Annotated in this window: 23 protein-coding genes and 1 pseudogene; 15 read left to right on the top strand and 9 right to left on the bottom strand. The window is 75.4% G+C overall.

Annotation, left to right across the window (positions count from 1 at the left end; translation table 11 throughout):
• From D7I43_RS28755 to D7I43_RS28725, 7 genes and pseudogenes are all read left to right on the top strand, one after another.
• Positions 1–331: glycosyltransferase (locus D7I43_RS28755; RefSeq protein ID WP_147427315.1), on the top strand; the 331-nt coding region annotated here is incomplete at its 5' end.
• The gene (locus tag D7I43_RS28750) at positions 316–1,533 is read left to right on the top strand and encodes a glycosyltransferase (protein WP_120331722.1); all 1,218 of its coding nucleotides are present in this window, start codon (positions 316–318) and stop codon (positions 1,531–1,533) included. The genes D7I43_RS28755 and D7I43_RS28750, both read left to right, overlap by 16 nt.
• A pseudogene (locus D7I43_RS28745) lies at positions 1,533–2,108 on the top strand (D-sedoheptulose-7-phosphate isomerase); the annotation flags it as partial. The gene D7I43_RS28750 and the pseudogene D7I43_RS28745, both read left to right, overlap by 1 nt.
• Positions 2,109–2,371: 263 nt before the next feature.
• A complete protein-coding gene (locus D7I43_RS28740) occupies positions 2,372–3,781 on the top strand; it encodes a PfkB family carbohydrate kinase (protein WP_120331721.1) in 1,410 nt (469 codons plus the stop codon).
• On the top strand, positions 3,778–4,473 hold the full coding sequence (locus D7I43_RS28735) for an SDR family oxidoreductase (protein ID WP_120331720.1): 696 nt from the start codon (positions 3,778–3,780) through the stop codon (positions 4,471–4,473). The genes D7I43_RS28740 and D7I43_RS28735 overlap by 4 nt, the downstream gene beginning before the upstream one ends.
• Positions 4,470–5,450 carry a glycosyltransferase family 9 protein gene (locus D7I43_RS28730; RefSeq protein WP_120331719.1) on the top strand — a complete coding sequence of 327 codons (981 nt, stop codon included), beginning with the start codon at positions 4,470–4,472 and terminating at the stop codon, positions 5,448–5,450. Before D7I43_RS28735 ends, D7I43_RS28730 begins: the two co-directional genes overlap by 4 nt.
• A 23-nt stretch (positions 5,451–5,473) precedes the next feature.
• Positions 5,474–6,334 carry an alpha/beta hydrolase family protein gene (locus D7I43_RS28725; protein WP_120331718.1) on the top strand — a complete coding sequence of 287 codons (861 nt, stop codon included), beginning with the start codon at positions 5,474–5,476 and terminating at the stop codon, positions 6,332–6,334.
• A gap of 1 nt (position 6,335) precedes the next feature.
• Here the strand turns inward: D7I43_RS28725 and D7I43_RS32870 are convergent, their stop codons facing one another.
• Positions 6,336–6,506 (bottom strand): hypothetical protein, encoded by a 171-nt coding sequence (locus D7I43_RS32870; protein ID WP_158610176.1) that lies wholly within the window; start codon positions 6,504–6,506, stop codon positions 6,336–6,338.
• A 360-nt stretch (positions 6,507–6,866) separates the two neighbouring features.
• On the opposite strand from D7I43_RS32870, the gene D7I43_RS28720 reads away from it, so the two are divergent.
• The 3 genes from D7I43_RS28720 to D7I43_RS34200 all read left to right on the top strand — a co-directional run bounded on the left by D7I43_RS28720 (position 6,867) and on the right by D7I43_RS34200 (position 9,617).
• Complete coding sequence (locus D7I43_RS28720) at positions 6,867–7,574, top strand: hypothetical protein (RefSeq protein WP_120331717.1); 708 nt, start codon at positions 6,867–6,869, stop codon at positions 7,572–7,574.
• A gap of 377 nt (positions 7,575–7,951) precedes the next feature.
• Positions 7,952–8,326, top strand: a complete 375-nt coding sequence (locus tag D7I43_RS28715; protein ID WP_120331729.1) for a hypothetical protein — start codon at positions 7,952–7,954, stop codon at positions 8,324–8,326.
• Positions 8,327–8,375: 49 nt separating this feature from the next.
• Positions 8,376–9,617, top strand: a complete 1,242-nt coding sequence (locus D7I43_RS34200) for a cytochrome P450 (RefSeq protein WP_120331716.1) — start codon at positions 8,376–8,378, stop codon at positions 9,615–9,617.
• Between the two features lie 15 nt (positions 9,618–9,632).
• On the opposite strand, the gene D7I43_RS28705 is transcribed toward D7I43_RS34200, so the two are convergent.
• Positions 9,633–10,535, bottom strand: coding sequence for a DUF72 domain-containing protein (locus tag D7I43_RS28705; protein WP_120331715.1), 903 nt, complete (start codon positions 10,533–10,535; stop codon positions 9,633–9,635).
• A gap of 137 nt (positions 10,536–10,672) precedes the next feature.
• Between D7I43_RS28705 and D7I43_RS28700 the strand changes: the two genes are divergently transcribed.
• Complete coding sequence (locus tag D7I43_RS28700) at positions 10,673–11,179, top strand: DinB family protein (protein WP_120331714.1); 507 nt, start codon at positions 10,673–10,675, stop codon at positions 11,177–11,179.
• Between the two features lie 62 nt (positions 11,180–11,241).
• Positions 11,242–12,183, top strand: a complete 942-nt coding sequence (locus D7I43_RS28695; protein WP_147427314.1) for a hypothetical protein — start codon at positions 11,242–11,244, stop codon at positions 12,181–12,183.
• Positions 12,184–12,199: 16 nt separating this feature from the next.
• On the opposite strand, the gene D7I43_RS28690 is transcribed toward D7I43_RS28695, so the two are convergent.
• Both D7I43_RS28690 and D7I43_RS28685 read right to left on the bottom strand, forming a co-directional pair.
• The gene (locus tag D7I43_RS28690; RefSeq protein WP_120331712.1) at positions 12,200–14,266 is read right to left on the bottom strand and encodes an amylo-alpha-1,6-glucosidase; all 2,067 of its coding nucleotides are present in this window, start codon (positions 14,264–14,266) and stop codon (positions 12,200–12,202) included.
• Complete coding sequence (locus D7I43_RS28685; RefSeq protein ID WP_120331711.1) at positions 14,263–14,649, bottom strand: SCP2 sterol-binding domain-containing protein; 387 nt, start codon at positions 14,647–14,649, stop codon at positions 14,263–14,265. Before D7I43_RS28685 ends, D7I43_RS28690 begins: the two co-directional genes overlap by 4 nt.
• A 183-nt stretch (positions 14,650–14,832) precedes the next feature.
• On the opposite strand from D7I43_RS28685, the gene D7I43_RS28680 reads away from it, so the two are divergent.
• The gene (locus tag D7I43_RS28680) at positions 14,833–15,879 is read left to right on the top strand and encodes an NAD(P)-dependent alcohol dehydrogenase (RefSeq protein ID WP_120331710.1); all 1,047 of its coding nucleotides are present in this window, start codon (positions 14,833–14,835) and stop codon (positions 15,877–15,879) included.
• An 80-nt stretch (positions 15,880–15,959) separates the two neighbouring features.
• Here the strand turns inward: D7I43_RS28680 and D7I43_RS28675 are convergent, their stop codons facing one another.
• Positions 15,960–16,469 carry a mycothiol transferase gene (locus tag D7I43_RS28675; protein ID WP_120331709.1) on the bottom strand — a complete coding sequence of 170 codons (510 nt, stop codon included), beginning with the start codon at positions 16,467–16,469 and terminating at the stop codon, positions 15,960–15,962.
• Between the two features lie 81 nt (positions 16,470–16,550).
• On the opposite strand from D7I43_RS28675, the gene D7I43_RS28670 reads away from it, so the two are divergent.
• Together D7I43_RS28670 and D7I43_RS28665 are read left to right on the top strand one after the other, a co-directional pair.
• Positions 16,551–17,066, top strand: a complete 516-nt coding sequence (locus tag D7I43_RS28670) for a 2'-5' RNA ligase family protein (protein ID WP_120331708.1) — start codon at positions 16,551–16,553, stop codon at positions 17,064–17,066.
• Positions 17,067–17,420: 354 nt separating this feature from the next.
• Positions 17,421–17,606, top strand: a complete 186-nt coding sequence (locus D7I43_RS28665; RefSeq protein WP_120331707.1) for a hypothetical protein — start codon at positions 17,421–17,423, stop codon at positions 17,604–17,606.
• 74 nt (positions 17,607–17,680) lie between these two features.
• On the opposite strand, the gene corA is transcribed toward D7I43_RS28665, so the two are convergent.
• From corA to D7I43_RS28645, 4 genes are all read right to left on the bottom strand, one after another.
• Entirely contained in the window at positions 17,681–18,811 is a 1,131-nt protein-coding gene (gene corA / locus D7I43_RS28660; RefSeq protein ID WP_120331706.1) for a magnesium/cobalt transporter CorA, read from the bottom strand.
• 162 nt (positions 18,812–18,973) lie between these two features.
• Positions 18,974–20,206, bottom strand: coding sequence for a metalloprotease (locus D7I43_RS28655; protein ID WP_120331705.1), 1,233 nt, complete (start codon positions 20,204–20,206; stop codon positions 18,974–18,976).
• Positions 20,203–21,249, bottom strand: coding sequence for a thiopeptide-type bacteriocin biosynthesis protein (locus D7I43_RS28650; RefSeq protein WP_120331704.1), 1,047 nt, complete (start codon positions 21,247–21,249; stop codon positions 20,203–20,205). Before D7I43_RS28650 ends, D7I43_RS28655 begins: the two co-directional genes overlap by 4 nt.
• Positions 21,246–24,014 (bottom strand): lantibiotic dehydratase, encoded by a 2,769-nt coding sequence (locus D7I43_RS28645; protein ID WP_120331703.1) that lies wholly within the window; start codon positions 24,012–24,014, stop codon positions 21,246–21,248. Before D7I43_RS28645 ends, D7I43_RS28650 begins: the two co-directional genes overlap by 4 nt.
• Positions 24,015–24,054 lie beyond the last annotated feature (40 nt).

Here is a 24,054-nt window from a genome sequence, read left to right as displayed (position 1 = left end):
GCACGAGGAACTGGCCCGGCGGCGGGCGTACCTGCACCTGTGCCGCTGGACCTCCCTCGGCCTCAGCCTCATCGAGGCCATGGCGATCGGCATGCCGGTCGTCGCGCTCGCCACCACCGAGGCGGTGGACGCCGTACCGCCCGACGCCGGGGTGCTGTCGACGCGGGTCGACACGCTCGTCGAGGCCGCCCGGTGGCTCATGGACGACCGCGACGCGGCGTACCGGATGGGCGCGCGGGCACGCGAGGTGGCCAAGGAACGGTTCGGGCTCGACCGGTTCCTCGCCGACTGGGACCGGCTCTTGGAGGAGGAAACATGCGCATCGCGATGATCTCTGAACACGCCAGCCCGCTCGCCGTTCTCGGTGAGGAGGACGCCGGCGGGCAGAACACGCACGTCGCCGAACTGGCCGCCGCGCTGGCGGCCGAGGGCCACGAGGTGCGCGTCTACACGCGCCGGGACTCCCCCACCCTGCCGGAGACGGTCGGCGCGGCCGAGGGCTACGAGGTGGTCCACGTACCGGCCGGGCCGGCACGGCGGGTGCCGAAGGACGAGCTGCTGCCGTTCATGGGCGAGTTCGGGAGCTGGCTCGCCGGACGTTGGCGCGACGGGGACTGGACCCCCGACGTGGCCCACGCCCACTTCTGGATGAGCGGCCTCGCGACGCTGCACGCCGGCCGGCGTACGGGCGTGCCGATGGTGCTCACGTACCACGCGCTCGGCACCGTCAAGCGGCGCCACCAGGGCGCGAACGACACCAGCCCGGCCGGCCGGATCGGCTACGAGCGGGCGCTCGGGCGCGCGGCCGACCGGGTGATCGTGCAGTGCCAGGACGAGATCGGCGAGCTGGTGCGGATGGGCGTGCCGCGCAGCCGCATGACGCTCGTGCCCTCGGGCGTGAACCAGGAGATGTTCCGGCCGGACGCGCCGGCGGCCCCGCGCGACCCGGCCCGACCCCGGATCCTCACCGTCGGCCGGCTGGTGGAACGCAAGGGCTTCCAGGAGGTCGTCCGGGCGCTGCCCGCCGTGCCGGACGCCGAGTGCGTCCTGGTGGGCGGCCCGCCCGCCGACCGCCTTCCCGCCGAGCCGTTCGCCCAGCGGCTGCGGGCGCTCGCGAAGGCGTGCGGGGTGGCCGACCGGGTCCGCCTGGTCGGCGCGGTGCCGCGCGAGGAGATGGGCCGCTGGTACCGGTCCGCGGACGTCCTGGTGGCGGCCCCCTGGTACGAACCGTTCGGGCTCACGCCCCTGGAGGGGATGGCCTGCGGCGTGCCGGTGATCGGCACCAACGTGGGCGGGATCGCCGACACGGTGGTGAACGGACTGACCGGCGACCTGGTGCCACCACGGGACCCACGGGCGCTGGGGACCGCCATCCGCCGGCTGCTCGCCGACAAGCTGCGCCGGTTCGCGTACGCCACGGCGGCACTGGACCGGATTCGCAGCAGCTACTCGTGGAAGCGGGCCGCCGAGCAGCTCGGCACCGTCTACGCCGCCGTGAGCGCGGTCGGCCGTCCCACTCCGGCGGTGGCCTGATGACCGGCGCCCACTCGATCGTCGACACGCACCTCACGGGGCTCGCGGCCGCGCTGCTGCCCTACCGGCGGGCCGCCGAACGGCTCAGCGGCTGGGGCACCGAGCTGGCGTGGACGCTGGCGGCCGGTGGTCGGCTGCTCGTCGCCGGCAACGGCGGCAGCGCCGCCGAAGCCCAACACCTCACCGCCGAACTCGTCGGCAAACTCCGCGACGACCGCCAACCCCTGTCCGCCATCGCCCTGCACGCCGAAACCTCCGCCCTCACCGCCATCGCCAACGACTACGACTACGACCACGTCTTCGCCCGCCAGGTCCGCGCCCACGGCCGACCCGGCGACATCCTCCTACTCCTGTCCACCAGCGGCACCAGCCCCAACCTCCTCACCGCCGCCCAGGCCGCCCACGACACCGGCCTACGCTGCTGGGCCTTCACCGGCCCCGCACCCAACCCCCTCGCCGACGCCTGCCACGACGCCCTCGCCGTGCCGTCCCCCGACAGCCAGGTGGTGCAGGAACTGCACCTCGTCTCCACCCACCTGCTCTGCGAGTACGTCGACCAGGCGCTGCCGCTGGTCCGCCAGCTGCCGCGGCTGACCGCGCCCGCGGTCGGTGGCGGCGGTGGTCGCGACGGCCGGGCGCTCACCGTCGTCGGCGGCACCGGGATGGCGCACGGCCCGAACGGGCACGGTCCCAACGGGCACAGTCCGAACGGACACGGTCCCAACGGGCACGGTCTTGGCGGGCACGGCCCCAACGGGCACGGTGCGGCCGGTCATCCCGGTGGCGGGCGGGTCGACGGCCACGGCCCCGCGGGGCGTACCGGCGACGGGAGCGGCTCGTGAGCGCGCGGCTGGTGGTGGTCGGTGACACCCTCCTGGACCGGGACGTCACCGGGTCGGTGAACCGGATCTGCCCGGACGCGCCCGCGCCCGTGCTGGACGAGCGGTCGGCCACCGACCGGCCCGGCGGGGCCGGCCTCGCCGCCCTGCTCGCCGCCGCGCACGGCGTCGAGGTCACGCTCGTCACCGCCCTCGCCGACGACGCCGGGGGCGCGAGGCTCGCGGAGCTGCTCACGGCCGCCGGGGTGACCGTCCACCCGGTACGCCTGCCCGGCGCCACCCCCGAGAAGATCCGGCTGCGGGCCGGTGGGCAGACCCTGCTGCGGCTGGACCGGGGTGGCGATCCGCAACCACCCGCCGAACCGCCGGAGGCCGCCCTCGCGGCGCTGCGCGGCGCGGCGGCGATCCTGGCCAGCGACTACGGGCGCGGCCTGCTGCGCCAGCCGACGCTGCGGGCCGCGCTCGCCGAGGTGTCCGCCCCGGTGGTGTGGGACCCGCACCCGCGCGGGCCAGCCGCGGTGCCCGGCGTCCGGCTCGCGACGCCGAACCTCGCCGAGCTGCGGCAGCTCACCGGTGACGCCGGCACCGGCTCACCGCTGTCCACCGCCACCCGTGCCGGGCACGAGCTGCGCCGCCGCTGGCGGGCCGCCGCGGTGGCGGTGACGACCGGCGCGGACGGTGCGGTGCTGTGCCACTCCGGCGGCACACCCCTCGTGGTGCCGCCGCCCTCGCCGGTGGAGCGGGTGGAGGACACCTGCGGCGCCGGCGACCGGTTCGCCGCCGCCGCGGCCACCGCACTCGCCGGTGGGGCCCCGGTCTCCGAGGCGGTGCGGGAGGCCGTCGCCGCCGCGTCGGCCTACGTGGCCGCCGGTGGGGCGGCCGGACTGCGGGCCAGCCCTCCCCCGGCGCCGGCCGACCCGGCCACGTCCGCACTGGAGCTGATCGCGCGGGTGCGCACGGCCGGCGGCACCGTGGTGGCCACCGGCGGCTGCTTCGACATCCTGCACGCCGGTCACCTCGCCACCCTGCGCGCGGCCCGCGGGCTCGGCGACGCCCTGGTGGTCTGCCTCAACAGCGACCGCAGCGTCCGCGGGCTCAAGGGCCCGGAGCGCCCCGTCAACGGGCAGGACGACCGCGCCCGGCTGCTCGCCGCGCTGGACTGTGTGGACGCCGTGGTCGTCTTCGACGAGCCCACGCCGCACGCGGTGCTGTCCCGGCTCCGCCCGGACGTCTGGGTCAAGGGCGGCGACTACGCCGGCGACGGCGCCCCCGAGCTGCCCGAGGCGGAGCTGGTCCGCGGCTGGGGTGGCCGGGTCGTGACGGTGCCCTACCTGGCGGGACGCTCGACCACCGCCACCATCTCCGCCGCGCGCTCGCGCGGCGACGACCTCGTGAAGGGAGCAGTATGAGCAGGGACCTGAACGGATCGGCGATCCTGGTCAGCGGCGGGTCGAGCGGGCTCGGCGCCGCCGTGGTGACCGCCGTGGCCAAGGCCGGCGGCCGGCCGTACGTGCTGGACCGGCGGGAGCCCGCCGACGGTGTGCCCTGGGTCGAGTGCGACCTCGCCGACACCCGGGCCGCCGAGGAGGCCACGCGCCGGCTCGCCGCGCAGGCCGGAGGACTCGACGGGGTGGTGACCGCGGCCGGTATGGACGTCCCCGGCCGGCTCGCCGACGTCCCCGGCGAGACCTGGGACCGGATCGTCGCCGTCGACCTGCTCGCCACCGCCGCGGTGGTCCGGGCCGCGCTGCCGTGGCTGGAACGCTCGCACGGCACGGTGGTCACGGTCGCCTCGACCCTCGGCGTCAAGGCGGTCAGCGACGCGACCGCGTACTGCGCCGCGAAGTTCGGGGTGGTCGGCTTCACCCGCGCCCTGGCCGCCGAACTCGCCGGTCAGGTCGGGGTGACGCTGCTCGTCCCGGGCGGCATGCGGACGGCCTTCTTCGACGACCGCGAGGAGCGGTACAAGCCGGGGCCGGACGCCGTGCTGAACGACCCGGCCGACACCGCGGCCGCCGTACTGTTCGCGCTGTCCCAGCCGCCCGGCTGCGCCGTACGGGAGATGGTGGTCTGCGCCGAGCAGGAGTCGTCGTACCCGTGATCCTCGTGCTGCGCGCGCTCGGCGTCGGTGACCTCGCGACCGGGGTCCCGGCGCTGCGGGCGTTGCGGGCCGCGTACCCGCGACAGGAGCTGGCGCTGGTCGCGCCGCGCGCCCTGGCGCCCCTGGTCGACCTGGTCGGTGGCGTTGACCGGCTGGTGGACGCGCCGGGGCTGGGCCGCCTGGCCTGGCCCGGTCCCGCCCCGGCGGTCGCCGTGAACCTGCACGGGTGCGGCCCGCAGTCGCACCGGATGCTCGCGCGGCTGCGGCCGGGGCGGCTGCTGGCGTTCGCCAATGCCGGGGCCGGCTTCGGCGACGGGCCGCCCTGGCGCGCCGAGGAGCACGAGGTCGACCGCTGGTGCCGGCTGCTGGCCTGGTACGGCGTCGCCGCCGACCGGACGGACCTGGCCCTGCGCCGGCCCGACCCCGCGGGGCTGCCGACCGGCGTGAGCATCGTGCACCCGGGCGCGAAGGCGGCGCAGCGCCGGTGGCCGCCGGCCCGCTTCGCCGCCGTGGCCCGCGAGCTGGCCCGGCGCGGGCACCGGATGGTGGTGACCGGCAACCCCGCCGAGCGGGAGCTGGCCGACCGGGTCGCCACCCTGGCCGGGCTGCCCGGCGACGCCGTGCTCGCCGGCCGGACGGACCTGCGCGACCTCGCCGCTCTCGTGGCCCACGCCCGGCTCGTGGTCTGCGGCGACACCGGGATCGGTCACCTGGCCACTGCGTACGCCACGCCGTCCGTGCTGCTGTTCGGCCCGGCGCCACCGGCGCAGTGGGGCCCGCCGCCGGACCGGCCGTGGCACGAGGCCCTCTGGGTGGGGCCGCGCGAGCCGGACGGGCCGGACGACGTGCCGCACCCGGCGCTCGCGGCGCTGGACGTGCCGGACGTCCTCGCCGCCGTGGACCGCGTGGAGCGTGCGGCGTCGCCCGGTGTCCCGTCACCGCGGCGCGCCGGCGCGCCGGTGGCTACCCGCCGGTAGCCGCCGGCTCGTAGGCTGTGCCGATGAGTGAGGCGACCGAGTACGCGCAGGAGTTCGTCGACGTCGAGGGCGGCCGGCTCGGGCTGCACGTCTACCCGGAGCCGGACGCGCCGGGCGCGCCCGTGGTCGTCATCTGGCCGGCGATGGGGGTCCGCGCCCGCTACTACCGTCCGCTCGCGGCGGCGCTGCGCGCCAAGGGGCTCGCCGTGGTGGTCGCCGACCTGCGCGGCACCGGGACGAGCACGCCCGCCCCGAGCCGCCGGTCCCGCTACGGCTACGCCGAACTGGCCGGCGACGTGGGCAGCGTGCTGGAGGCCCTCAAGCCCCGCCTGGACGGGCGCACCCGGCTGCTGCTCGGGCACTCGCTGGGCGGTCAGGCCGCGCTGCTGCACCTCGCCCTGTCCGGTGGGGACGCGGTGGACGGGGTGGCCCTGGTCGCCGTGGGCCTCCCCTACTGGCGCGTGTACCCGGGCCGCGCGCGGTACCAGATCCTGGCGTACACCCAGTGGATCGGTGCCACGGCGGCGCTGCTGCGGGTCTGGCCCGGGTGGGGTTTCGGCGGCCGGCAGGCGCACGGCGTGATCCGGGACTGGGCGTACACCGCCCGCACCGGCCGGTTCCCCGTCCTCGACGGCGTCGACGCGGAAGCCGCGCTGCGCACGGTCCGCACGCCGGTGCTCGCGGTCAGCGTCGAGGACGACCAGTACACGCCGGAGTCGACGACGGACCACCTCTGCGCGAAGCTGCCGGCGGCTCCCGTCGTCCGCGAGCACTACACGGTGGCGGCGGCCGGCGGTCCGCTGGACCACTTCACCTGGGTACGCGCCTCGGCCCCGCTGGCCGCCCGGGTGGCCGGGTTCGCCGCCGGCCTGCCACCGCGCTGAGTCACTCCTCGGGTTCGAGCGGCACCATCTCCCCGTCCCGCTCCACCCGGACCTCGCCCGGGTCCCGCCGCGGCGGCACCTCGGCGGTGGTCCGGTTGGGGTCGTTGCCCGGGTGCATCAGCACCGCGTCGGTGTCGGCCGTCTTCTCCCGGCTCTCGTCCGGCTGCGTCATCGCCGTACCCCTTCCCGCTCCGCTCCAGCCGCGCTCCTGCAGCACTCCTGCAGCGCTCCTGCTCGCTCGTGTTCGCCCCCTGCTCTACCCCCACAGCCCAGGTCAACTCCTCCCGCCCCCTCTCCCGCCCCCTCTCCCCGCCCCGCCCCCGCCCCGTCGATCTTGCAGTTTGTGCCCTCGGAATGACCCGATAACGCACTTTTGTCGGGGCGGAAAGTGCAAGATCGCGGGGAGACTGCGCGGGCTCGGCACCGCCCGTCCGGTCCGTCCCCCGACCGGAGGGATCCACCCATGACCGACGGGGTTAGCCGCCCGGGCGGCGGGTAAGCCGCACCGCCCGACACGGTGGAAGGGGATCAGATGTCGGAACGGCACACCGCCCTGCGTTCGATGCACGATCTGGGCCTGGCGGCCTGGTTCGGGGGGTCCCTGATGGGGGCGCTCGGTGTCAACGGCGCGGCGGCGAAGATCAATGATGCGACGCAGCGGCTTCCGGTGGCATCCGCCGGCTGGTCCCGGTGGACCCCCGTCAACGCCGCGGCGATCGGCGCGCACCTCGCGGGGGCCGTCGGCGAGCTGGTGACGGAGAGTCCACGGGTGGCCGCGCAGGCGGGCGTCGCCCGCGCCAGCGCCATCAAGACGGCGCTGACGGTCGGCGCGCTCGCGGTCACCGGCTACAGCCGGCTGCTCGGCATGCGGCTGCAGAAGGCCGGTGGCCCGCCCGTCGACGGGGTGACCGAGCCGAACCACCAGACCCCGGCGCAGGTCGCCGCGAGCCAGCGCCAGATGAAGATGCTCCAGTGGGCGGTCCCGGCCCTGACGGGCGCGCTGGTCGTGGTGACCGCGTACATGAGCGAGCAGCAGAAGCCCGGCCAGATGTGGCGTGGCCTGATCGGCCGCGCGGGCGGTCTGATGAGCGCCCCGAAGGGCATGGCCAAGATCGCCGGCGTCAGCAAGATCGCCGAAGTGAGCAAGATGGCCGGCATGGGGAAGATGGCCGGGATGCACAAGGCCGGTGGCATGGGCAGGAGCGCGATGAGGCGGCCGATGGCGATGTCCGGCCGCTGACGAAACCCGCCCGGCGCCCCACCGACTCCTCGGCCGGGGCGCCGGTCGCGTGTCCGGGTGCCGACCGCTGGCGGCGGCTCGGCCAGTTGTCGCGGTGCGATCGCGCGCCCCGGCACGTCAGCCGGGGCCGGCGGCGGTCATGGGACCAGGAGTCGCACCGTGCTCGCGCGCACTCGCCCCGCGCCCCGGCACGGCCCCGCCGCAGAGCGCCCATGGGGCTCGCACTCGCCCCGCACCCCGGCACGGCCCCCACCGGAGAGCCCCCGTGGGACCCGCACTCGCCCCGGCGCGGCCCTCGCGGAGAGCGCCCGTGGGCATGACGGGCCTGCTGGCGGGCAATCAGCGCCGGTACCCGCCCGACGAGCAGCGAGGTGGACATGACGGCGGACGAGGGACGCGGCGGCGGTCAGGCCCCGCGCGATCCGGAGGCGACGGTCCCGTGGGGCACCCGGGACATCTACGACACGGAACCGCCCTGGGGCGTCGACGAGAACGACCCGATGGACGAGGGCGGCGAGGAGACGGCCGTGCCCGAGGGACGCCGGGGCGAGCGCCGGGCCGGCGCGCCGTCCGGGCCGTCCGGCCCTGAGGGGCGGCACGGATTCGGGTCGGTGGAGCCCACCCGCGCGCCGGAGGCCGGTCCGGGAGCGCCACCGGACCCGGCGCCCGCACGCCGGCCGTTTCCCGACGACGCCGACATCGACGAGCGCGCGCAGGGCGCCTTCCGCAGCCGTGGCCGCAGATCCGCCTGACCCACGCCCCGGTGGTTTGCCAGACGACCGCGTGGGCACGTGTGTGCGCATGTCGCGGCGTACGGTCCATCTCGACAACACCCTCGCGTTGGCCCTGGAGGGCTTCGCCTGGCTGCCCAACCGGCTGCGGCGCGGCGGCGCCGACGCGCTGCGCACGCGGGTGCTGGGCCAGCGCGCGGTGGCGTTGCACGGGCCGGAGGCCGCCCGCTTCTTCTACGACGAGCGGCACGTCCGCCGGCAGGGCGCGATCCCCGGCCCGGTACGGAGCACGCTGTTCGGGCACCACGCCGTGCACACTCTCGACGGGGAGGCGCACCGGGTGCGCAAGGCGCTGTTCGTGGCGCTGCTCATGGACGGCGGGATCGACACCCTCGTCACGCGGGCCGGCGCGGCCTGGGAGTCGGCGGCCCGCGACTGGGCGGACCGCCGCGGGCCGGTGGTGCTCTTCGACGAGGTGAGCCGGGTGCTGACCCGGGCCGTGACCGACTGGACCGGGGTTCCCGTCGCTCCGGAGGATCTGCCGGCCCTCGCCGCCGACCTGGTGGCCATGGTGGACGGTTTCGCCACCGCGGCGCCACGGCACTGGCGGGCACGCCGCGCCCGGACCCGCCGGGAGGACTGGCTCGCCGGTCTCGTCGAACGCGTACGCCGGGGGGACGCGGTGGCGCCGGCCGGCTCGGCGGTGCGGGAGGTGGCGGAGCACCGGGACGTCGACGGCAACCGGCTCGACCCGTGCACCGCCGCCGTCGAGCTGCTCAACATCCTCCGGCCCACGGTGGCGGTCACCTGGTTCGTGGCGTTCGCCGGGCACGCCCTGCACCGCTGGCCGGAGCACCGGGAGCGGCTGCGCGCGGGCGACCCCGCGTTCGCCGAGGCGTACGCGCACGAGGTCCGGCGGTTCTACCCGTTCGCGCCGTTCGTGGGCGGCCGCGCCGTCGCCGACCTGGAGTGGGGCGGCGTACGGATCCCGTCCGGCGCGATGGTGCTGCTGGACATCTACGGGCAGAACCACGACCCCCGGATCTGGCCGGACCCGTACCGCTTCGACCCGGACCGGTTCGTGGGCCGGGAGATCGGGCCCTTCGAGCTGGTGCCGCAGGGCGGCGGCGACCCGCGCACCGGTCACCGCTGCCCCGGCGAGATGATCACCGTGGCGCTGCTGCGCGACCTCGTCGTCCGCCTGGCCCGGCTCGACTGCACCCTGCCGCCGCAGGATCTGCGCATCCCGCTGTCCCGCATCCCCACCCGCCCCCACAGCGGGGTGCTCCTCGACGTCCGCGCGGCGGCCTGAGGACGGGGCCCGGCGTCAGCCCGCGGCGCCGGCCACCGCCGGGTTCCCGGCGCGTGCCAGCAGCCGGGACATCCGCTCGGCGTCGCGCTGCGCCTGACCGGCACAGCAGTTGTTGAACAGCACGTGCAGTTCGTCGGCCTGCCCGGCCAGCTCGGCGAGCAGCACGGACCAGTGGCGCAGCTCGCGCTCGCCGTACGCGTAGCGGAACTTCTCCCGCTTGTCGCCCGTCGCCCAGTCGTCGCTGTGGCCGTGGAAGCGGACCATCGCCAGCTCCGCGGTGGCGATGAGGATCGGCGGGACGGAGGACGGGTGTCCCTGTGGCATGTCGACGCAGACCAGCGCCAGTCCGTTGGCGCGGAGGAAGTCCAGGGTGTCCAGGGCGGCCCGCTCCTCGAACCAGGACCCGTGCCGCAGCTCCACGGCGACCCGCCACGGGCGGCACCGCTCGGCCAGTTCGGCGATGCGCCGCTGGGCGGCGGCGCCGCGGACCAGCCACGGCGGGAACTGCAGCAGCACGGCGTCGAGGCGGCCGGCCGCCGCGAGCGGGTCCAGCGCCGCGCGGAAGCGGGCCCACAGCTCGTCGTACGCCCCGGCGGGCAGGTCGCGGCGGCGCACCCGGGCGGGGCCGGCGGCCGGGCGCAGGTCGCGCGGCAGCGCCGCGACCGGCGTCGGGTGCCCGGTGAAGAGGCTGAACGCCTTCACGTCGAAGGTGAACCCGTCCGGGGTGGCCTCGGCCCAGCCGCGCGTGGTCTCCGGTGCGGGGACGGCGTAGTACGAGGTGTCCACCTCGACGAGCGGGAACCGCTCGGCGTACCAGCGCAGGCGGGCGGCCGGCGTGCTCACCGACCGCGGGTACCAGCCGGACCGCAACAGGTCCTGGTCGGCCCAGGACGACGTGCCCACTCGAATCACACCCATGTCATTCCGGTACCCGGACAGACCGATCGACAACCGCCGAGGGCCGCCCGTACGCCCGGAAATGTCGGTGCCTCCGCCTAGCCTGGGCACGGCCCACCTCGGCCGCACCGTCCACCTCCGACGGAAGGGCAGTTGTCATGACAAGTTCCGAGCAGGTCCTCACCGGCGAGCGGGCCGACCTGGTGCACGCACTGCGCCGGCACCGTGGCTTCCTGCGGCAGACCGTCGACGGCCTCACCGACGCCCAGGCCGCCGCCCGCACCACCGTCAGCGAGCTCTGCCTCGGCGGTCTCATCAAGCACGTGGCGGTCACCGAGAAGCACTGGATGCTCTTCGCCGTCGGGGGCGCCGAGGCGATGGAGAGCGAGCCGGTCGACTGGGCCGGCCAGTTCCGGATGCTGGAGGGCGAGACGCTCGGCGGGCTGCTCGACGCGTACGCGCGGGTGGCCGCCGCCACCGACGAACTGGTCGCCACGCTCGACCTCGACACGGCGCACCCGCTGCCGGTCGCGCCCTGGTTCGAGCCGGGCGTGAGCTGGTCCGTCCGCCGGGTGCTGCTGCACGTCATCGCGGAGACGTCGCAGCACGCCGGGCACGCCGACATCCTGCGCGAGGCGATCGACGGCGCCAAGACGATGGGTTGACGCCGCCCCCGGGAACGGGTGGATGTGACGTCCCGCCGGCGCGTGGCGCTGAGGGACACGAGATGAAGACAGACCGGATGGACCGGAGGACGGCCGAGTGGCTCCTCGACGGTCCCACGGATGCCGGGCCGGCGGACGCCGGCCCTCTCGTGTTGCTCCTGGGCGCTCTTCGCGCCGCGCCACGTCCCGGTGAGTTCGCCGGCGAGGCGGCCGCCGTGGCGGCCTACCGCCGCGCCCTCGCCGGACACCCGGGCCCGGTCCCGGCCACCGAGCCGGCCGGCGCGCCGTCGCGGCTGTGGGGCGCCGTCACCGCGATCACGGCACGCGCCGGCGAGGGGCGGGGCAGGCTCACCCGCACGGGAGCCCGGGTCGGTCTCGTGGCCCTCACCGTCGCCACCACCGGCGGCGTCGCGCTGGCCGCCACGGGCACGCTGCCCGGCACGCGGCCGCCGGCGCCGCCGCCCGGCGCGCCCGCCACGACACCGCCGTCCGCCCCGGCCACCGGGGTGACCCCCGGCACGCCACCGTCGACGGGGCACGCCGGCACGGACAGCGGCGTGCCCGACGCCGCCCTGCCCGGGCTCTGCCGTGCCTTCCGGGCGCGTACGGGTGACGATCCGGCGCGTGCCCTCGACGGCCAAGCCTTCGCGGCGCTCGTCGCGGCCGCCGGCGGCCGGGACCGGGTGCCGGGCTACTGCGACGAGGTGCTGGCCGACGACGTGCCGTACGGTCCGGGCCGGTCGCCGCACCCGTCGCAGTCCGGCAGGCACCCGTCCACGCCATCGGCCACACCGCCCGGGCATGCCCGTCTGACGGCCAGTCCGCCGACCGCACCGCCCAGGCACGCCAGTCCGCCGGCCACGCCGCCCGAGCGCGTCCACCCGACGGCCAGCGCGCAGCCGGCCGGTGCCGTGACCGACGGGCCGGGGAACCGTCCCGACGGTGCCCCGCGTGGCGACGCGCCCCGCGTCCCCGCCGACCCACCGTCCCGCCGCGGACGCTGAGGCCGAACGCCGACCCTCAACGCACCCGCGGCCGGCGGGCCAACCCGGACGCGGCCCGGTCCCGCCCGTAGGCGTCCGCCTGGCCCCAGCGGCCCGGCACGTCGAGCAGCTCCACCCGGCCGAAGTGGGGCGGCAACGCCGGGTTCACCAGCAGGTTGTCGCCGCTGGGCCGGAGCCCGAGCAGGGCGCCGAGCAGCATCAGCAGCCCGCCCGAGGACCATGCCTGCGGCCGCCCGGCGGCCGGCAGCTGGACGGGGTACTTCGTCAGGTCGCGGCCGTACCCGGCGATCATCTCCGGAATCGAACCACCGAGCAGGTACGCCATCTCGAACATGCCGGCGGCGATCCGGGCCGCCTCGACGTCCCGCCCGTAGTGCCGCAGCCCGGCCACGATCAGGGCGTTGTCCGACGGCCAGACCGCGCCGAGGTGGGAGCCGACGGGGTTGTAGCGGCGCTGCCCGGCGGCGAACGTCCGGACGCCCCAGCCGCTGAAGAGCTGCGGGCCGACCAGGTGGGCGGCGACGGCCTCCGCGCGGTCGTCGTCGACGATCCCGCTCCACAGCAGGTGCCCGATGTTGGACGTGAGCGCGTCGACCGGCGTGCCGTCCGGCTCCAGCGCCAGCGCGTAGTACTCCCGCTCCGGCAGCCAGAAGTCACGGTTGAAGCGCCGCTTCAGCTCCTCCGCCTCCCGCTCCAGCCGGTCGGCGTACGCCGGGTCGCCCCAGAACTCCCGGGCCAGGCGGGCGCCGCGCCGCTTGGCGTCGTACGCGTAGCCCTGCAGCTCGCACGTCCCGCGCGGGAAGCCCGCGAGGCGCCCGTCGGCGTACGCGACGGCGTCCGGCGAGTTCTTCCACCCCTGGTTGACGGTGCCGTCACGGGTGTTCCGGGTGAGGTAGCGGAGGTAGCCGTCACCGGTCAGGTCGCCGTACTCGTCGATCCAGTCCAGCGCCATCCGGGCCGGGTGCCGCAGTTCCCGGACCAGGTCGGCGTCACCGGACCAGCGCTCGTACTCGTCGAGCAGGACGACGAAGAGGGGGGTGGTGTCGGCGGCGCCGTAGTAGAGGGCGGTCGGCTTCTCGCCGAACGCGGCGGCCTCCCCGTAGCGCAGCTCTCCGACGATCTTTCCCGGCTCCTCGTCGTGCTCGTCGTCGAGCCGACCGCCCTGCAAGGCGGCGAGCATGCGCAGCGTCGCCGGGGTCAGCTCGGGCGTGAACGCCAGGGTCTGGAGGCAGGTGATGATCGCGTCCCGCCCGTACAGCGTCATGGCCCACGGCAGCCCGCCCACCGGCACGGCGCCGAAGTTCACCAGCGGCAGGTACCGCAGCGAGGCGAGATCCACCAGGCACCGCGCGTACGCCGCCTCCAGCGCGCCCCGTTCGGCCGCCAGCGTGGGCGCCCGGTCGAGCCACTGCCGAAGCTCGTCGCGCATGCCGCGACGGACGTGGTGCCGGTGCTGCGCCAGGTCGGCGCGCAGGTCCCGACCGCCCGCGCCCCGGATGATGGCCACGGCGTGCAGGTCGGTGATCCACTCGCCCTCCGGCTCCACGCGGATCCGGAACGTCATCCCGCCCTCGTCGACGTCCACGGGAGCGGTGCTCGTCACGGTGGTCTCGCGGGCGAACCGGCCCCGCGCGTAGCGCAGCCGGAGCTGGTTGCGGGCCGGGTCGGCGACGACCTCCACCGGGCGCTCGCGCGGCTGCCGGATCTCCGCGGTGTCGGCGAAGTCGCTGCCGATCTCCAGCCGCACGGTGAAGTCGGCCGGCTCGGCCGAGTGGTTGAGCACGGTGATCCGCTCGTGGAACGCGTCGTCGATCGACCGGTGCCGGATCAACGAGACGTCGGCGTCGACGTAGTGGCTGGCGGCGCCGGGCACCAGGAAGAACCGGGTCTCGAAGTAGGTCATGTCGTCCCGGGAGAGGGCGTTGAGCCGCTCACCGTCGACGCGGAGCACCCAGTGGGACAGGAAGCGGGTGTCGAACGACCAGAGACCGACGGGGGCGTGCGGGTCGACGACCATGTCACCCCGCGAGTCGCTCAGCGCGAAGGCGCTCCCCGCGGTCACGTACACGCGCTCCTGCCTCATGGGCGACCACCCCGTTCGGCGACGGCCCGCGCGGCCTCGCGGGGATGCCGGGCGTTCGCCGGGCCGGGAAAGAGCCGGCGCAGCATCATGAACAGGCAGATGTCGCCGGACGCGGTGAGGTCGCCGCGCAGCAGCGCCGCCGACACGTGCATCTCGCCGGCGGCGACCCGGTCGAACGCGTCGCGGTCGCCGTGGACGACCAGATCGGCGTCCTCGCCCGAGCGGGTCACCTCGACGTGCTGGTCGGCGATGTCCAGACGCCAGTGCTCGGTCCGTCCGTCCTCCCGCACGTCCAGCCGCACGGTCCCCGTGGTCGTCTCCGGCAGGTCCGGACGCCGGCCGGATCCCAGCTCTCGCAAATAGTCCGCCGCGGTCGTGCCCATCGGTTCCGATCCCCCCTCCGCCGGACACCGCCCACCGGCTTCCCCGCAGGACACCGTCGCAGCGGTGCGGGTGAGACCGGCTCACCCGCATCGGGTGAACCCGCCGCGCGGGTCGACCGACGGGTCGTTTGACCCGGCCCGGATCGGGCAGGCGCGCCAGACGCCACCGACGGGAGATGAGTCATGCGTGCGCTGCGCCTGCAGGAGTGGAAGTCCGAGCCGCAACTCGTGGAGATGCCCGAGCCGACACCGGGTCCGGGGCAGGTGGTGGTGCGCATCGGCGCCGCCGGCGCCTGCCACTCGGATCTGCACCTCATGGACGAGTTCGAGCCCGGCTCGGTGCCGTGGAACCCACCGTTCACGCTCGGGCACGAGAACGCGGGCTGGGTGCACGCGCTCGGCGCCGGCGTGACCGGGCTGGAGGTGGGACAGCCGGTGGCGGTCTACGGCCCGTGGGGTTGCGGCACCTGCGCCCGGTGCCGCGTGGGTGTCGACCCGTACTGCGAGAACCCGGCCGGCGCGCCGGTGCCCGGCGGAGGCGGTGGCCTCGGCCTGGACGGCGGCATGGCCGAGTACGAGCTGGTCCCCCACTCCCGGCACGTCGTCCCGCTGCCCGCCGGGCTGGAACCGGTGGACGCCGCGCCGCTCACGGACGCGGGCCTCACCCCGTACCACGCGATCCGCCGGTCCTGGCACCGGCTCGCCCCGGGCAGCACGGCCGTGGCCATCGGGATCGGCGGCCTGGGGCACGTGGCCGTGCAGATCCTGAAGGCCACGTCGGCCGCCCGGGTGATCGCCGTGGACACCCGCGCCGACGCGCTCGCGCTGGCGCAGGAGTGCGGCGCCGACCTCACCGTGATGTCCGGTGAGACGGCGGCCGAGGAGATCCGCCAGGCCACCGGCGGGCGGGGCGCGGACCTGGTGCTCGACTTCGTCGGGGTGGACGCCACGCTGCGTCTGGGCGCCGCGGTCGCGCGGACCGTCAGCGACCTCGCCATCGTCGGCATCGGCGGGGGCACGCTGCCGGTGTCGTACTTCTCGGTGCCGTACGAGATGAGCGTGGCCACCACCTACTGGGGCAGCCGGCCCGAGCTGATCGAGGTGCTCGACCTGGGCGCGCGGGGGCTGGTCCGGCCGAAGACGACCCGGTTCACGCTCGACGACGCGCTCACCGCCTACCGGAAGATGCGGGACGGATCCCTGGAGGGACGCGCCGTCATCGTGCCGTGACCCACGGCCGTCGTCGGGGCGATGCGCCCTGTACGGGCAGGCCGGCACCTCCGTCAGCCAGGGCGCCGGCCGCGGGCCGGTCAGGCGGCGGTGACGAGGCCCCGCACGTAGGCGGCCTGCCCGACGTGCTGGAGATCGTCCTCGGCGACGCTGACCAGCCGGACCCCGAGGGTCACCGGCGGGTCCCACGACGTGTCGACGACCCGGTCCAGGTCGCCGGGTCGCAGGCCGGCCAGGAAGTCGCGGGTGCGGGCGTGGACGGCCTCGTAGTAGTCGACCAGCACCTGGGCGCTCTCCGGGCGGACGGCGGCGACCTGCTCCGGGGTGTGCCCGTACCCGGTGTCGTGGGGATCGGCGGCGAGCCCGAAGCGGCCGGCCCACTCGCCGGTCACCCAGAGCTGTTCCGTCCCGATGAGGTCGGCGACGTGGTCGTCCTGGACCCGGGTCAGGTGCCAGACCAGCCAGCCCACCGGGTTGGCCCCCGCACCCGGCGCGCGTCGCAGCTGCTCCGGGGTCAGGCCGTCGACGGCCGCGCGCACGAGGCCGGGCAGTCGGTCGTACGTCTCGATCAGCAGGTCACTCACGTCCACGTCGTCACGCCTCCCGGGACACCGTACCGGCCCGGTGTGGGCCTCCGGTGCCCGGCCGGACCAGCCCGTTACCGTGATCATGTGGTCGCCGCGCTGGAGCTCTACCTGGACACGGACGCCACCCGGCGGATCCGCGTGCTCTGGGACGCCCTGGAGTCCGAGGGTGTGCAGAGCATGCGGTCCCTGCTGGAGCGGCGGCACCGCCCGCACGTCTCGCTGGCGGTGGCGTCCCGGTTCGACCCGGACCGGGTGGCCGCCGCGCTGCACGGGATGGTCGTCGCCGCGCCGCTGCGGCTGTCGTTCGCGCACGCCGGGCAGTTCGTCGGGCGGGTGCTCTGGCTCGGCCCCGTCCCGACGGCCGAACTGCTCGCCCACCACCGGGAGGTGCACGCCCGGCTCACCGCGGCCGGCGTGGACCTGCTCGCGCACTACCGGCCGGGGCGGTGGGTGCCGCACTGCACGCTGTCGATGCGGGTGCCGAACGCGCTGATGGCCGCCGCCGTCCGCCGGTGCCTGGAGGTGCTGCCGATGGACGCGACGGTGGTCGGGGCGGCGCTCACCGACCATGCCCGCGGTATCTCCCGTCCCCTGTCCTGACCGACGCCGGCCCGCCCCCGGGAGGGCGCCGGCCCGGCCGCAGAGGCGCCAGCCCGGCCGCAGAGGCGCCGGCCCGCCCGGCGAGGGGCCGGTTGGGGACCGACCCAGCCGCTCGCGGACGGCGCCGGCCCGCTCACGCAGGGCGCTCGGGGAGCGTCCCGGCGGCGAGGTTGGTGCCGCCGGGAGTCGGGTAATGGGAAAACCGCGTGTGCGGACGCTCCCTGACGTGGGATCGTTCGAGTGAGCCGTGTCACAGGCCGGCGTGCGGGCCGCAAGGGGGCGGGATCGCCCACCTGCCGCTCACCGTTCCCGGTGGGCATCGGACGGTCACGGCTGCAAGAGAGAGGCATCGCCATGCAGGCTCAACGCAGCGCGCCACCGGTCGAGCTGGGCCCGACCAGCGACGACGTGCAGATCGCCGGCACCACCGGCCCGTCCACCCCCCTCGCCATCTGGGCCGCGGCCGCCCTCCACGGCCGCATGGGCGTCGACGAGGACGACATCGAGGACGAGCGGCACATCCTGCGCGGCTTCGAGTAGGCGCGGGGGCTCCCGACGGATCCCGGGTGGGCAGGCGCCCGCGACCCGCCGATGGCCGCTGCCCGTGCCGGGGGTCAGAGCCAGCCGCGACGCTTGAAGACGAGGTAGAGGACGCCGCAGACGAGCGCCATGAGGCCGAGCGCGAAGAGGTAGCCGAACCGCCAGTGCAGCTCCGGCATGTGGACGAAGTTCATGCCGTACACGGTGCCGATCAGGGTGGGGGCGAACAGGATCGCCGCCCAGGACGAGACCTTCTTCAGCTCCTCGTTCTGGGCGTAGCTGGCCGCGGTGAGGCTGCGCATCTCCTCGTTCTGCTGCTGGGTGACGAGCGTGGCGTTCACGGCGAGGATGTTCTGCAACAGGTGCCGGAAGCTGTCCACGCGCTCCACCACCTGGGTGAGGTGGTCGGTGACGTCCCGCAGGTAGCGCTGGAGCTCCTCGTCACTGCCGTACTTGCCGGAGCCGGCGGCCAGCGCGTCGAGCACGCCGAGCAGCGGACGCGCCGCCCGCTGGAACTGGATCACCTCGCGGCTCAGCTCGTAGATGCGGCGGCTGGCGTTCGGGTCGCCGCCGAAGACCTCGGTCTCGATCTCGTCGATGTCGTGCTCCAGCCCGGCCACCACCGGCGCGTACCCGTCGACCACCTGGTCGAGGATCGCGTAGAGGACCGCCTGCGGGCCGCGGGCCAGCATCTCCGGCTCGCCCTCCAGCCGCCGCCGGACGGCGGCCAGGTCGGGTGCCTCGCCGTGGCGGACGGTGATGACGAAGCCGGGGCCGATGAACAGGTGCACCTCGCTGAACTCGACCACCTCCAGCGCGTCGACGTAGCGGGCGGCGCGCAGCACCACGAACAGGGTGTCGCCGTAGCGTTCGAGCTTCGGCCGCTGGTGGGCGTTGATCGCGTCGTCGACGGCCAGGTCGTGCAGGCGGAACTCGTGGGCCAGCGAGGTGATCTGCTCCCGGTCCGGCCGGTGCAGGCCGATCCAGGCCATCGCGTCGCCGAGTTCCTGGAGGCAGCGGTACGTGTCGGCGAGCGTCGTGGGCGAGGCGTACCGCAGACCGCGCGTGTAGACGGCGCTGTCGACGAGGCCACCCGGCCGGACGGGTGGCTCGCCCGGACGGTGCCCGCCGGGGCCGTGCTCGTGCTCGTCCAGGCGGCGCCCGAAACCACCCTCCTCCGAATCGAGGTGTCCGCCGCCGCCCATGAGCACCTCCCCGCGCGTGTCCCGGGTCGGTGCGGGTCGGCCGCGATCCGGGCACCACGCCCACCGGGGCGGTGCCCGGATCAGGCGCCACGCCCACCGGGGCGCCTGCCTTCCCCCCTCTCCCCCGCCGAAACCCGCACACCAGCGGGGTGGGAGCACGGGTCAGGCCTCGGCCTGGGTGGCGTGGCGGCGGGAGCGGCGGGCGACGACGGCGGCGAGGGCCAGCAGGAGGACGGCCTCGGCGACGAGCACCGCCACCGCGGGCCCCGGCCCGATCCAGCGGGCCAGGGACGCGTACCAGAACCGGACCAGCAGGGTCAGCACGGTCGCCGCGAAGACCACCGAGGCGATCCCGTAGACGGCGTGGACCAGCCGGTCCCGGCGGCGGTAGCCGGCCACCGCGGCCGGGCCGCCGCGCAGCAGCCGGCCCCAGAAGGCGTACGTGTCGGCCCGCAGGTCGGCGAGGTTCAGGGCGTGGCTGAGCATGTAGTAGCCGTCGAGGCGCAGGAACGGCACGAGGTTGAGCGCGGCGGTGGCGGTGCCGAAGAGCAGCATGGTGCCGGCGAGGTCGTACAGCACCCCGGGACCGGCCCAGATCCGCACGGCGGCGAACGGCACCAGCGCGAGCAGGCTCACGAACACGCCGGCGAACGCGGTGGCGACCCGCCGCCGCGGCGTGAACAGCACGATGTCGTCGACCTTGCAGTACGGGGCGAGCAGCGGGAACCGCCACATCACGCCGATCTCGCCGACCCGGCCCCCGAAGTGCCGGCAGGTGAGCCCGTGGGCGCACTCGTGCAGGAAGACGATCACCCAGGTGATCACGACGGCGGCCACGATCGCCGCGAGCGGGCGGTGGCCCCGGCCGACCCCGTCGACCAGCTCCGGCAGGTGCAGCGCCACGTACCCGACGAGGGCGAGCACGGCCGCCAGCGCCGGCGCCACGAACCCCCAGCCGAACAGCGGACGGAGCCGGGGCAGCAGCCGGTCGAAGAGCGGGTCCGGGTCGAAGAGCGGGAACCGGGCCGACAGCGGACGCCGGCGGTGGCGGGCCGCGCCCTGCGCCGCCGACTCCGTGAGCCGGGCCAGGGCCGCCGGGTCGGTGGCGCCGTCGAGGAGCTGCCGCTGGTGCAGCATGCCGAACAGCTGCTGCCAGTTCTCCGGCCCGAGGCGCCGCCGGTACGCCTCCGCGTACTCGGCCGCCAGGTCGTCCAGCGTCCGGGTGCCGTCCATCCGGGAGAGCAGGAAGTGCTCGCGCGGGCCGATCCGGTAGAACCACCCGGTCTCCCGGTCCTTGACGTGGTGCACGAGCCGGCCGCCCCGCCACTGGCCGGGGCCGAGCACCACGTCGGCCCGCAGCCGGGGACGGGCCCAGGTCGCGTCGACGGTGGTCACCGCGCACCGGCCGGGGCGTCGTCGCGCAGGGCCGCGGACATCAGGTAGGCGAGGTAGATCTCGTCGAGGATGCTCACCCCGAGCCGGTTGTTGGTCATGTGCACGTACGAGCTGAGCAGGATCGGCAGCGCCGCGTCGAGGTCGGTGACCGCGGCGGGGGGCGAGTCGCCGCGCTGGAAGACCAGCTCGCCCCGGAGCGTGGCGGCTTCGACCCGGTCGCGCAGCTCGCGGCAGTGGGCCCGCCAGCGGCCCTCGACCCCGCCGGGGCTCACGTCGGCGTCGCCCCGGGCGGCGGCGCGGATGTCCGCGAGCCGGTTGCGCAGCGCGGCGTCCATGCGGCGATAGCTGGTGTCGAAGCTCGCGTGGTACTCGTCGCTCGGCTCCGAGTAGGAGACCTCCCAGAACCGGCGGTACTGCTCCAGGAAGTCGGCAATGCGCCGGTCGTCGTCGAGGAACACCGCGCACATCATCATGGTCAGCTGCGCGGAGAGCCCGAGCAGCACCGGCCGGACGTGCACGTTCGTGGTGGCCAGCAGGTCGAGGACCACGTCGCTGGAGTGTGCGAAGTGCCACTCGGCGATCTCGATGCCGGCCGGCCCGCCGTAGCGGCCGTACTCCCGCTCGTACGGGATGTGGTGGAAGCTGTTGTTCGCCCGCATCGGCATGACGCCGTCCGGGCCGTACTCCTCGTCCCAGCGCGCCTGGCCGTACTCGGCGAGGAACATCTGCTTGTAGAGGTCGCCGAGCCCGTCGCTGTCCACCTCGTACAGCGCGGGGCGGCGGCGCAGGAACGCGGCGACCGCGTCGTCCACCCGGGCGCGCACAAGGTCCGGGTCGACGCCGGGCGCCGGCAGCACCCGCAGCCGCACGTGCGGCCCCTCCATCCAGTACTTGATGAAGAAGTACCGGCTGATGAGGCCCTCGTCGCGCAGCGCGTCCACGAGCGGCCGGACGCCCTCGACCAGCATCGGGTTGGCGTTGCTGGCGTAGAAGACGTGCACGCTGAGCCAGCCGTGGTCGACCGGCGAGGGGTACTCGGTCATCGTCCGCTCCCATCGGCGACACCGTTGAGTTCGACGGTGAGTTCGGTGACGTACGTGCCGGACGCGCCGTGCAGGATCTGCTCGTCGCGGCCCGGCAGCATCTCGGTGAGCACGAGGCGGCTGCCCGCCGCGCGGGCCGTCGTGTCCAGCAACTGCACCGAGAAGTGGCTGTCGAAGTCGACGTAGAGGGGCTTGTGGTCGGGCCGGGCGCCGGCCGCGGCCGGTGCGGTCCCCTCCTTCTCGGCGGGCGCGAGCCGGGTGCCCTCCGGGGTGGCGAAGACCCGGCGGGGCAGGCCGTGCTCCCGCCGCCACCGCTGCCAGGCCAGGAACCAGTCGGCGTCGCCCTGCCCGGGCGTACGCGTGGGCAGGCAGTCCGGGTGCAGCTTCCACATCCGCCGTTGCAGCACGAGGTCGCCGTGCACGACGCGCGGGTAGCCCACGATGCCGCGACCGGGCAGCGGCACCTCGGTGCCCGCCCACAGGTCCGGCTGGGCCATGCCGAGGTAGGCGAAGGTGAGCAGCACCTGCTGCACCTCGGGCAGCGCCATCGGCAGCAGGAAGCCGAGGTAGACCGGGATGACCTCGGCGTCGAGCCGGCGCGAGCGCAGCAGCAGGCGGTCGGCCACCGGGTCGTGGACGACGCTCAGGTCGTCCATGTGGATCTGCTCGGCCTCGGGCCGGAAGCTGATCTCGCCCGGGCAGACCAGCTCGTACGGGGTGACCGCCGGGTGCAGGTTCAGGTTGGTGGCGTCGTAGCCGCCCTTGAGTTCGGCGAGCACCGCGCCGGGCGGCTGGAGGCGGGCGAGTTCGGCGCGCAGCGTCCCGGCCAGGTCCTCCTCGGCGAAGAGGTGGGCGAACCGGGAGAAGAGCAGCGTCATCCCGGAGTAGATCCGGTTGACCACCACCCGGTGCCGCCCGCCCTGGTCGGCGAGTTGGAGGAAGAACGACCGCGGGTCGAGCGTGCCGAGCGTCCGCGGCACCATGGCGGCCACGTCGGTGAGGAACGAGGGGTCGAGGACCAGTTCCTCGGCGCCGGAGGGCAGCCGCCGGTACGCCTCGTTCATCCGCCGGGCCACCTCGATCCGCGCGTCGTCGAGCGCGGTGATCTCCTCCTGCCGGAACCAGTTCTCCTGCCGGACGTACCGGTTCTCGGCGTCGAACGCCCGCCGGCGCATCATGCGGCCGGTGTAGTGCTCGAAGAAGTCCTGCTGGAACTCGTGGGCGAAGGTGAGCACGTCGTCGCAGCGTCCGCCGTCGCCGTAGCGGGCCCGGAAGAAGCCGCGGGTGGCGAGCCGGCGGGGCAGGTTGACGTCGAACACCGGCATGACGGCGGCGAGCGCCCGCAGGCCGGGCAGCACGTCACGCTCCCAGCGCGTCCGGTCGGCGGTGACCGGCGCCCCGGTGCGCAGGGTGGCGTCCTCGTAGAGCAGGGTCCGCGGCGCGGGCACGTCCGGGCGGCCCAGCTCCCCGTGCGCGGCGACCAGTTCGTCGCGGATCCCGTCGAGCGCCCGGCGGCGTCCGTCGACGTCCAGGTCCGGGAAGCCGGCCGCGAGCCGGTTGGCCGCGTCCACCCGCGCGGCGAGCCGGTCGGCCCACTCCCGGCCGATCCGCCGCAGCGCCACCCGGTACTCCTCGACCGGGTCCTCGGCGTGAATGTCGAGGTGCAGGTTCGGCACGACGAGCAGGCCGACCCGGAGCAGGTGGTGCAGGTACTGGGCGATCTCGTCGGCGGGGCGGGCGTCGGTGGTCAGCTCGGTGACCAGGTCGGCCAGCCGGCGTACCCGGCCGCCGTCGAGCGCGGCCAGGATGTCGTGCAGCACCCGGCCGGTGGGCAGCACGAAGAGCGACTCGTGGATCGACTCGAGGGTGATCGCGGCGTCGCCGTCCTCGGAGCTGGTGCGGCGCCGCCGCAGGTAGCGCAGCCGACCGTGGCTGATCCGCCAGCCGCTGGTGACGGTGACGGGCAGGTCGGCGCGCAGCGTCTCGTCGGCGAGCACGATGGCCGACAGCCGGCCCAGCGCGGCCAGGTTGAGCCGGGCGCGGGCCCGCTTCGCCGCCGCGCCGCCGGCCGGTACGACGTGCAGCAGCGAGCCGGTGCCGGCGTCGGTGAAGGTGCCGAGGTTCACGGTGGTCAGCCGGCTGAACGGGCTGGTCTTCGTGGCGGTGCGGTAGGCGTACTCCAGCAGCGACCGCTCGACCCGCCGGGCCCGCTTGCCGAGCGGGCCGGTTCCGGCCAGGTAGCCGGGGAGGTAGCGGTCCAGCGACGGGGAGGCGAGCAGGATGCCGCCACGCAGGTCCGGGTCGTCGGCGAGGCCGCGCAGCACCTCCCGGCGCCGCGCCAGCTCGTCGGCCAGCACCGCCGGGCCGGCGGCCAGCTCCCGGTGGTACACGGAGAGCGTCTCCAACCAGTGCGCCAGGTCCGCGTGGGTCCGCGCGCCCAGCGCCTCGACCGGCCACTGCGTGGGGTCGGCCGGGCGGGGCGGGCGGAGGTTGAACACGTCCCGGCGAAGCCGGATGAGCCGTTGCCGGAGCCGGTCGTCGGTGAGGTTGCGGGCCACCGCCGTCTCCAGCGCGTCGGCCAGCTCCCGCCCGCCCGTCCGCAGCCGCTCCTCCAGGTCGAGCACCCGGCGCGCCCACTCGGCGCTGCGCGGGAAGGCCAACCGGTCGGCGACCTCGATCGGCAGACCGGCGGTGCGCAGCATGAACACCTCGGGCGTGCGCCACGAGACGGCGGTCGCCGGGGGTGCGGGCAGGGACACCGTCACGGGTCTCTCCTTCGTCGCGGGGTCACGGGTCGGGGGTGTG

This window comes from Micromonospora globbae, from assembly GCF_003610785.1.
GTDB classification, from domain to species: Bacteria; Actinomycetota; Actinomycetes; order Mycobacteriales; family Micromonosporaceae; genus Micromonospora; species Micromonospora globbae.
The sequence above is the reverse complement of the archived record's forward strand: the minus strand, read 5'-3'. Positions and strand labels throughout refer to the sequence as shown.

Bases quoted from the DNA above. Each gene is read 5' to 3' on its own strand.
- D7I43_RS28690 (WP_120331712.1), bottom strand. From the start codon at position 14,266: ATGAGGCAGGAGCGCGTGTACGTGACCGCGGGGAGCGCCTTCGCGCTG.
- D7I43_RS28720 (WP_120331717.1), top strand. From the start codon at position 6,867: ATGTCGGAACGGCACACCGCCCTGCGTTCGATGCACGATCTGGGCCTG.
- D7I43_RS28695 (WP_147427314.1), top strand. From the start codon at position 11,242: ATGAAGACAGACCGGATGGACCGGAGGACGGCCGAGTGGCTCCTCGAC.
- D7I43_RS28750 (WP_120331722.1), top strand. From the start codon at position 316: ATGCGCATCGCGATGATCTCTGAACACGCCAGCCCGCTCGCCGTTCTC.
- D7I43_RS28705 (WP_120331715.1), bottom strand. From the start codon at position 10,535: ATGGGTGTGATTCGAGTGGGCACGTCGTCCTGGGCCGACCAGGACCTG.
- corA (WP_120331706.1), bottom strand. From the start codon at position 18,811: ATGGGCGGCGGCGGACACCTCGATTCGGAGGAGGGTGGTTTCGGGCGC.
- D7I43_RS28680 (WP_120331710.1), top strand. From the start codon at position 14,833: ATGCGTGCGCTGCGCCTGCAGGAGTGGAAGTCCGAGCCGCAACTCGTG.
- D7I43_RS34200 (WP_120331716.1), top strand. From the start codon at position 8,376: ATGTCGCGGCGTACGGTCCATCTCGACAACACCCTCGCGTTGGCCCTG.
- D7I43_RS28685 (WP_120331711.1), bottom strand. From the start codon at position 14,649: ATGGGCACGACCGCGGCGGACTATTTGCGAGAGCTGGGATCCGGCCGG.
- D7I43_RS28715 (WP_120331729.1), top strand. From the start codon at position 7,952: ATGACGGCGGACGAGGGACGCGGCGGCGGTCAGGCCCCGCGCGATCCG.
- D7I43_RS28735 (WP_120331720.1), top strand. From the start codon at position 3,778: ATGAGCAGGGACCTGAACGGATCGGCGATCCTGGTCAGCGGCGGGTCG.
- D7I43_RS32870 (WP_158610176.1), bottom strand. From the start codon at position 6,506: ATGACGCAGCCGGACGAGAGCCGGGAGAAGACGGCCGACACCGACGCG.
- D7I43_RS28650 (WP_120331704.1), bottom strand. From the start codon at position 21,249: ATGACCGAGTACCCCTCGCCGGTCGACCACGGCTGGCTCAGCGTGCAC.
- D7I43_RS28700 (WP_120331714.1), top strand. From the start codon at position 10,673: ATGACAAGTTCCGAGCAGGTCCTCACCGGCGAGCGGGCCGACCTGGTG.
- D7I43_RS28665 (WP_120331707.1), top strand. From the start codon at position 17,421: ATGCAGGCTCAACGCAGCGCGCCACCGGTCGAGCTGGGCCCGACCAGC.
- D7I43_RS28725 (WP_120331718.1), top strand. From the start codon at position 5,474: ATGAGTGAGGCGACCGAGTACGCGCAGGAGTTCGTCGACGTCGAGGGC.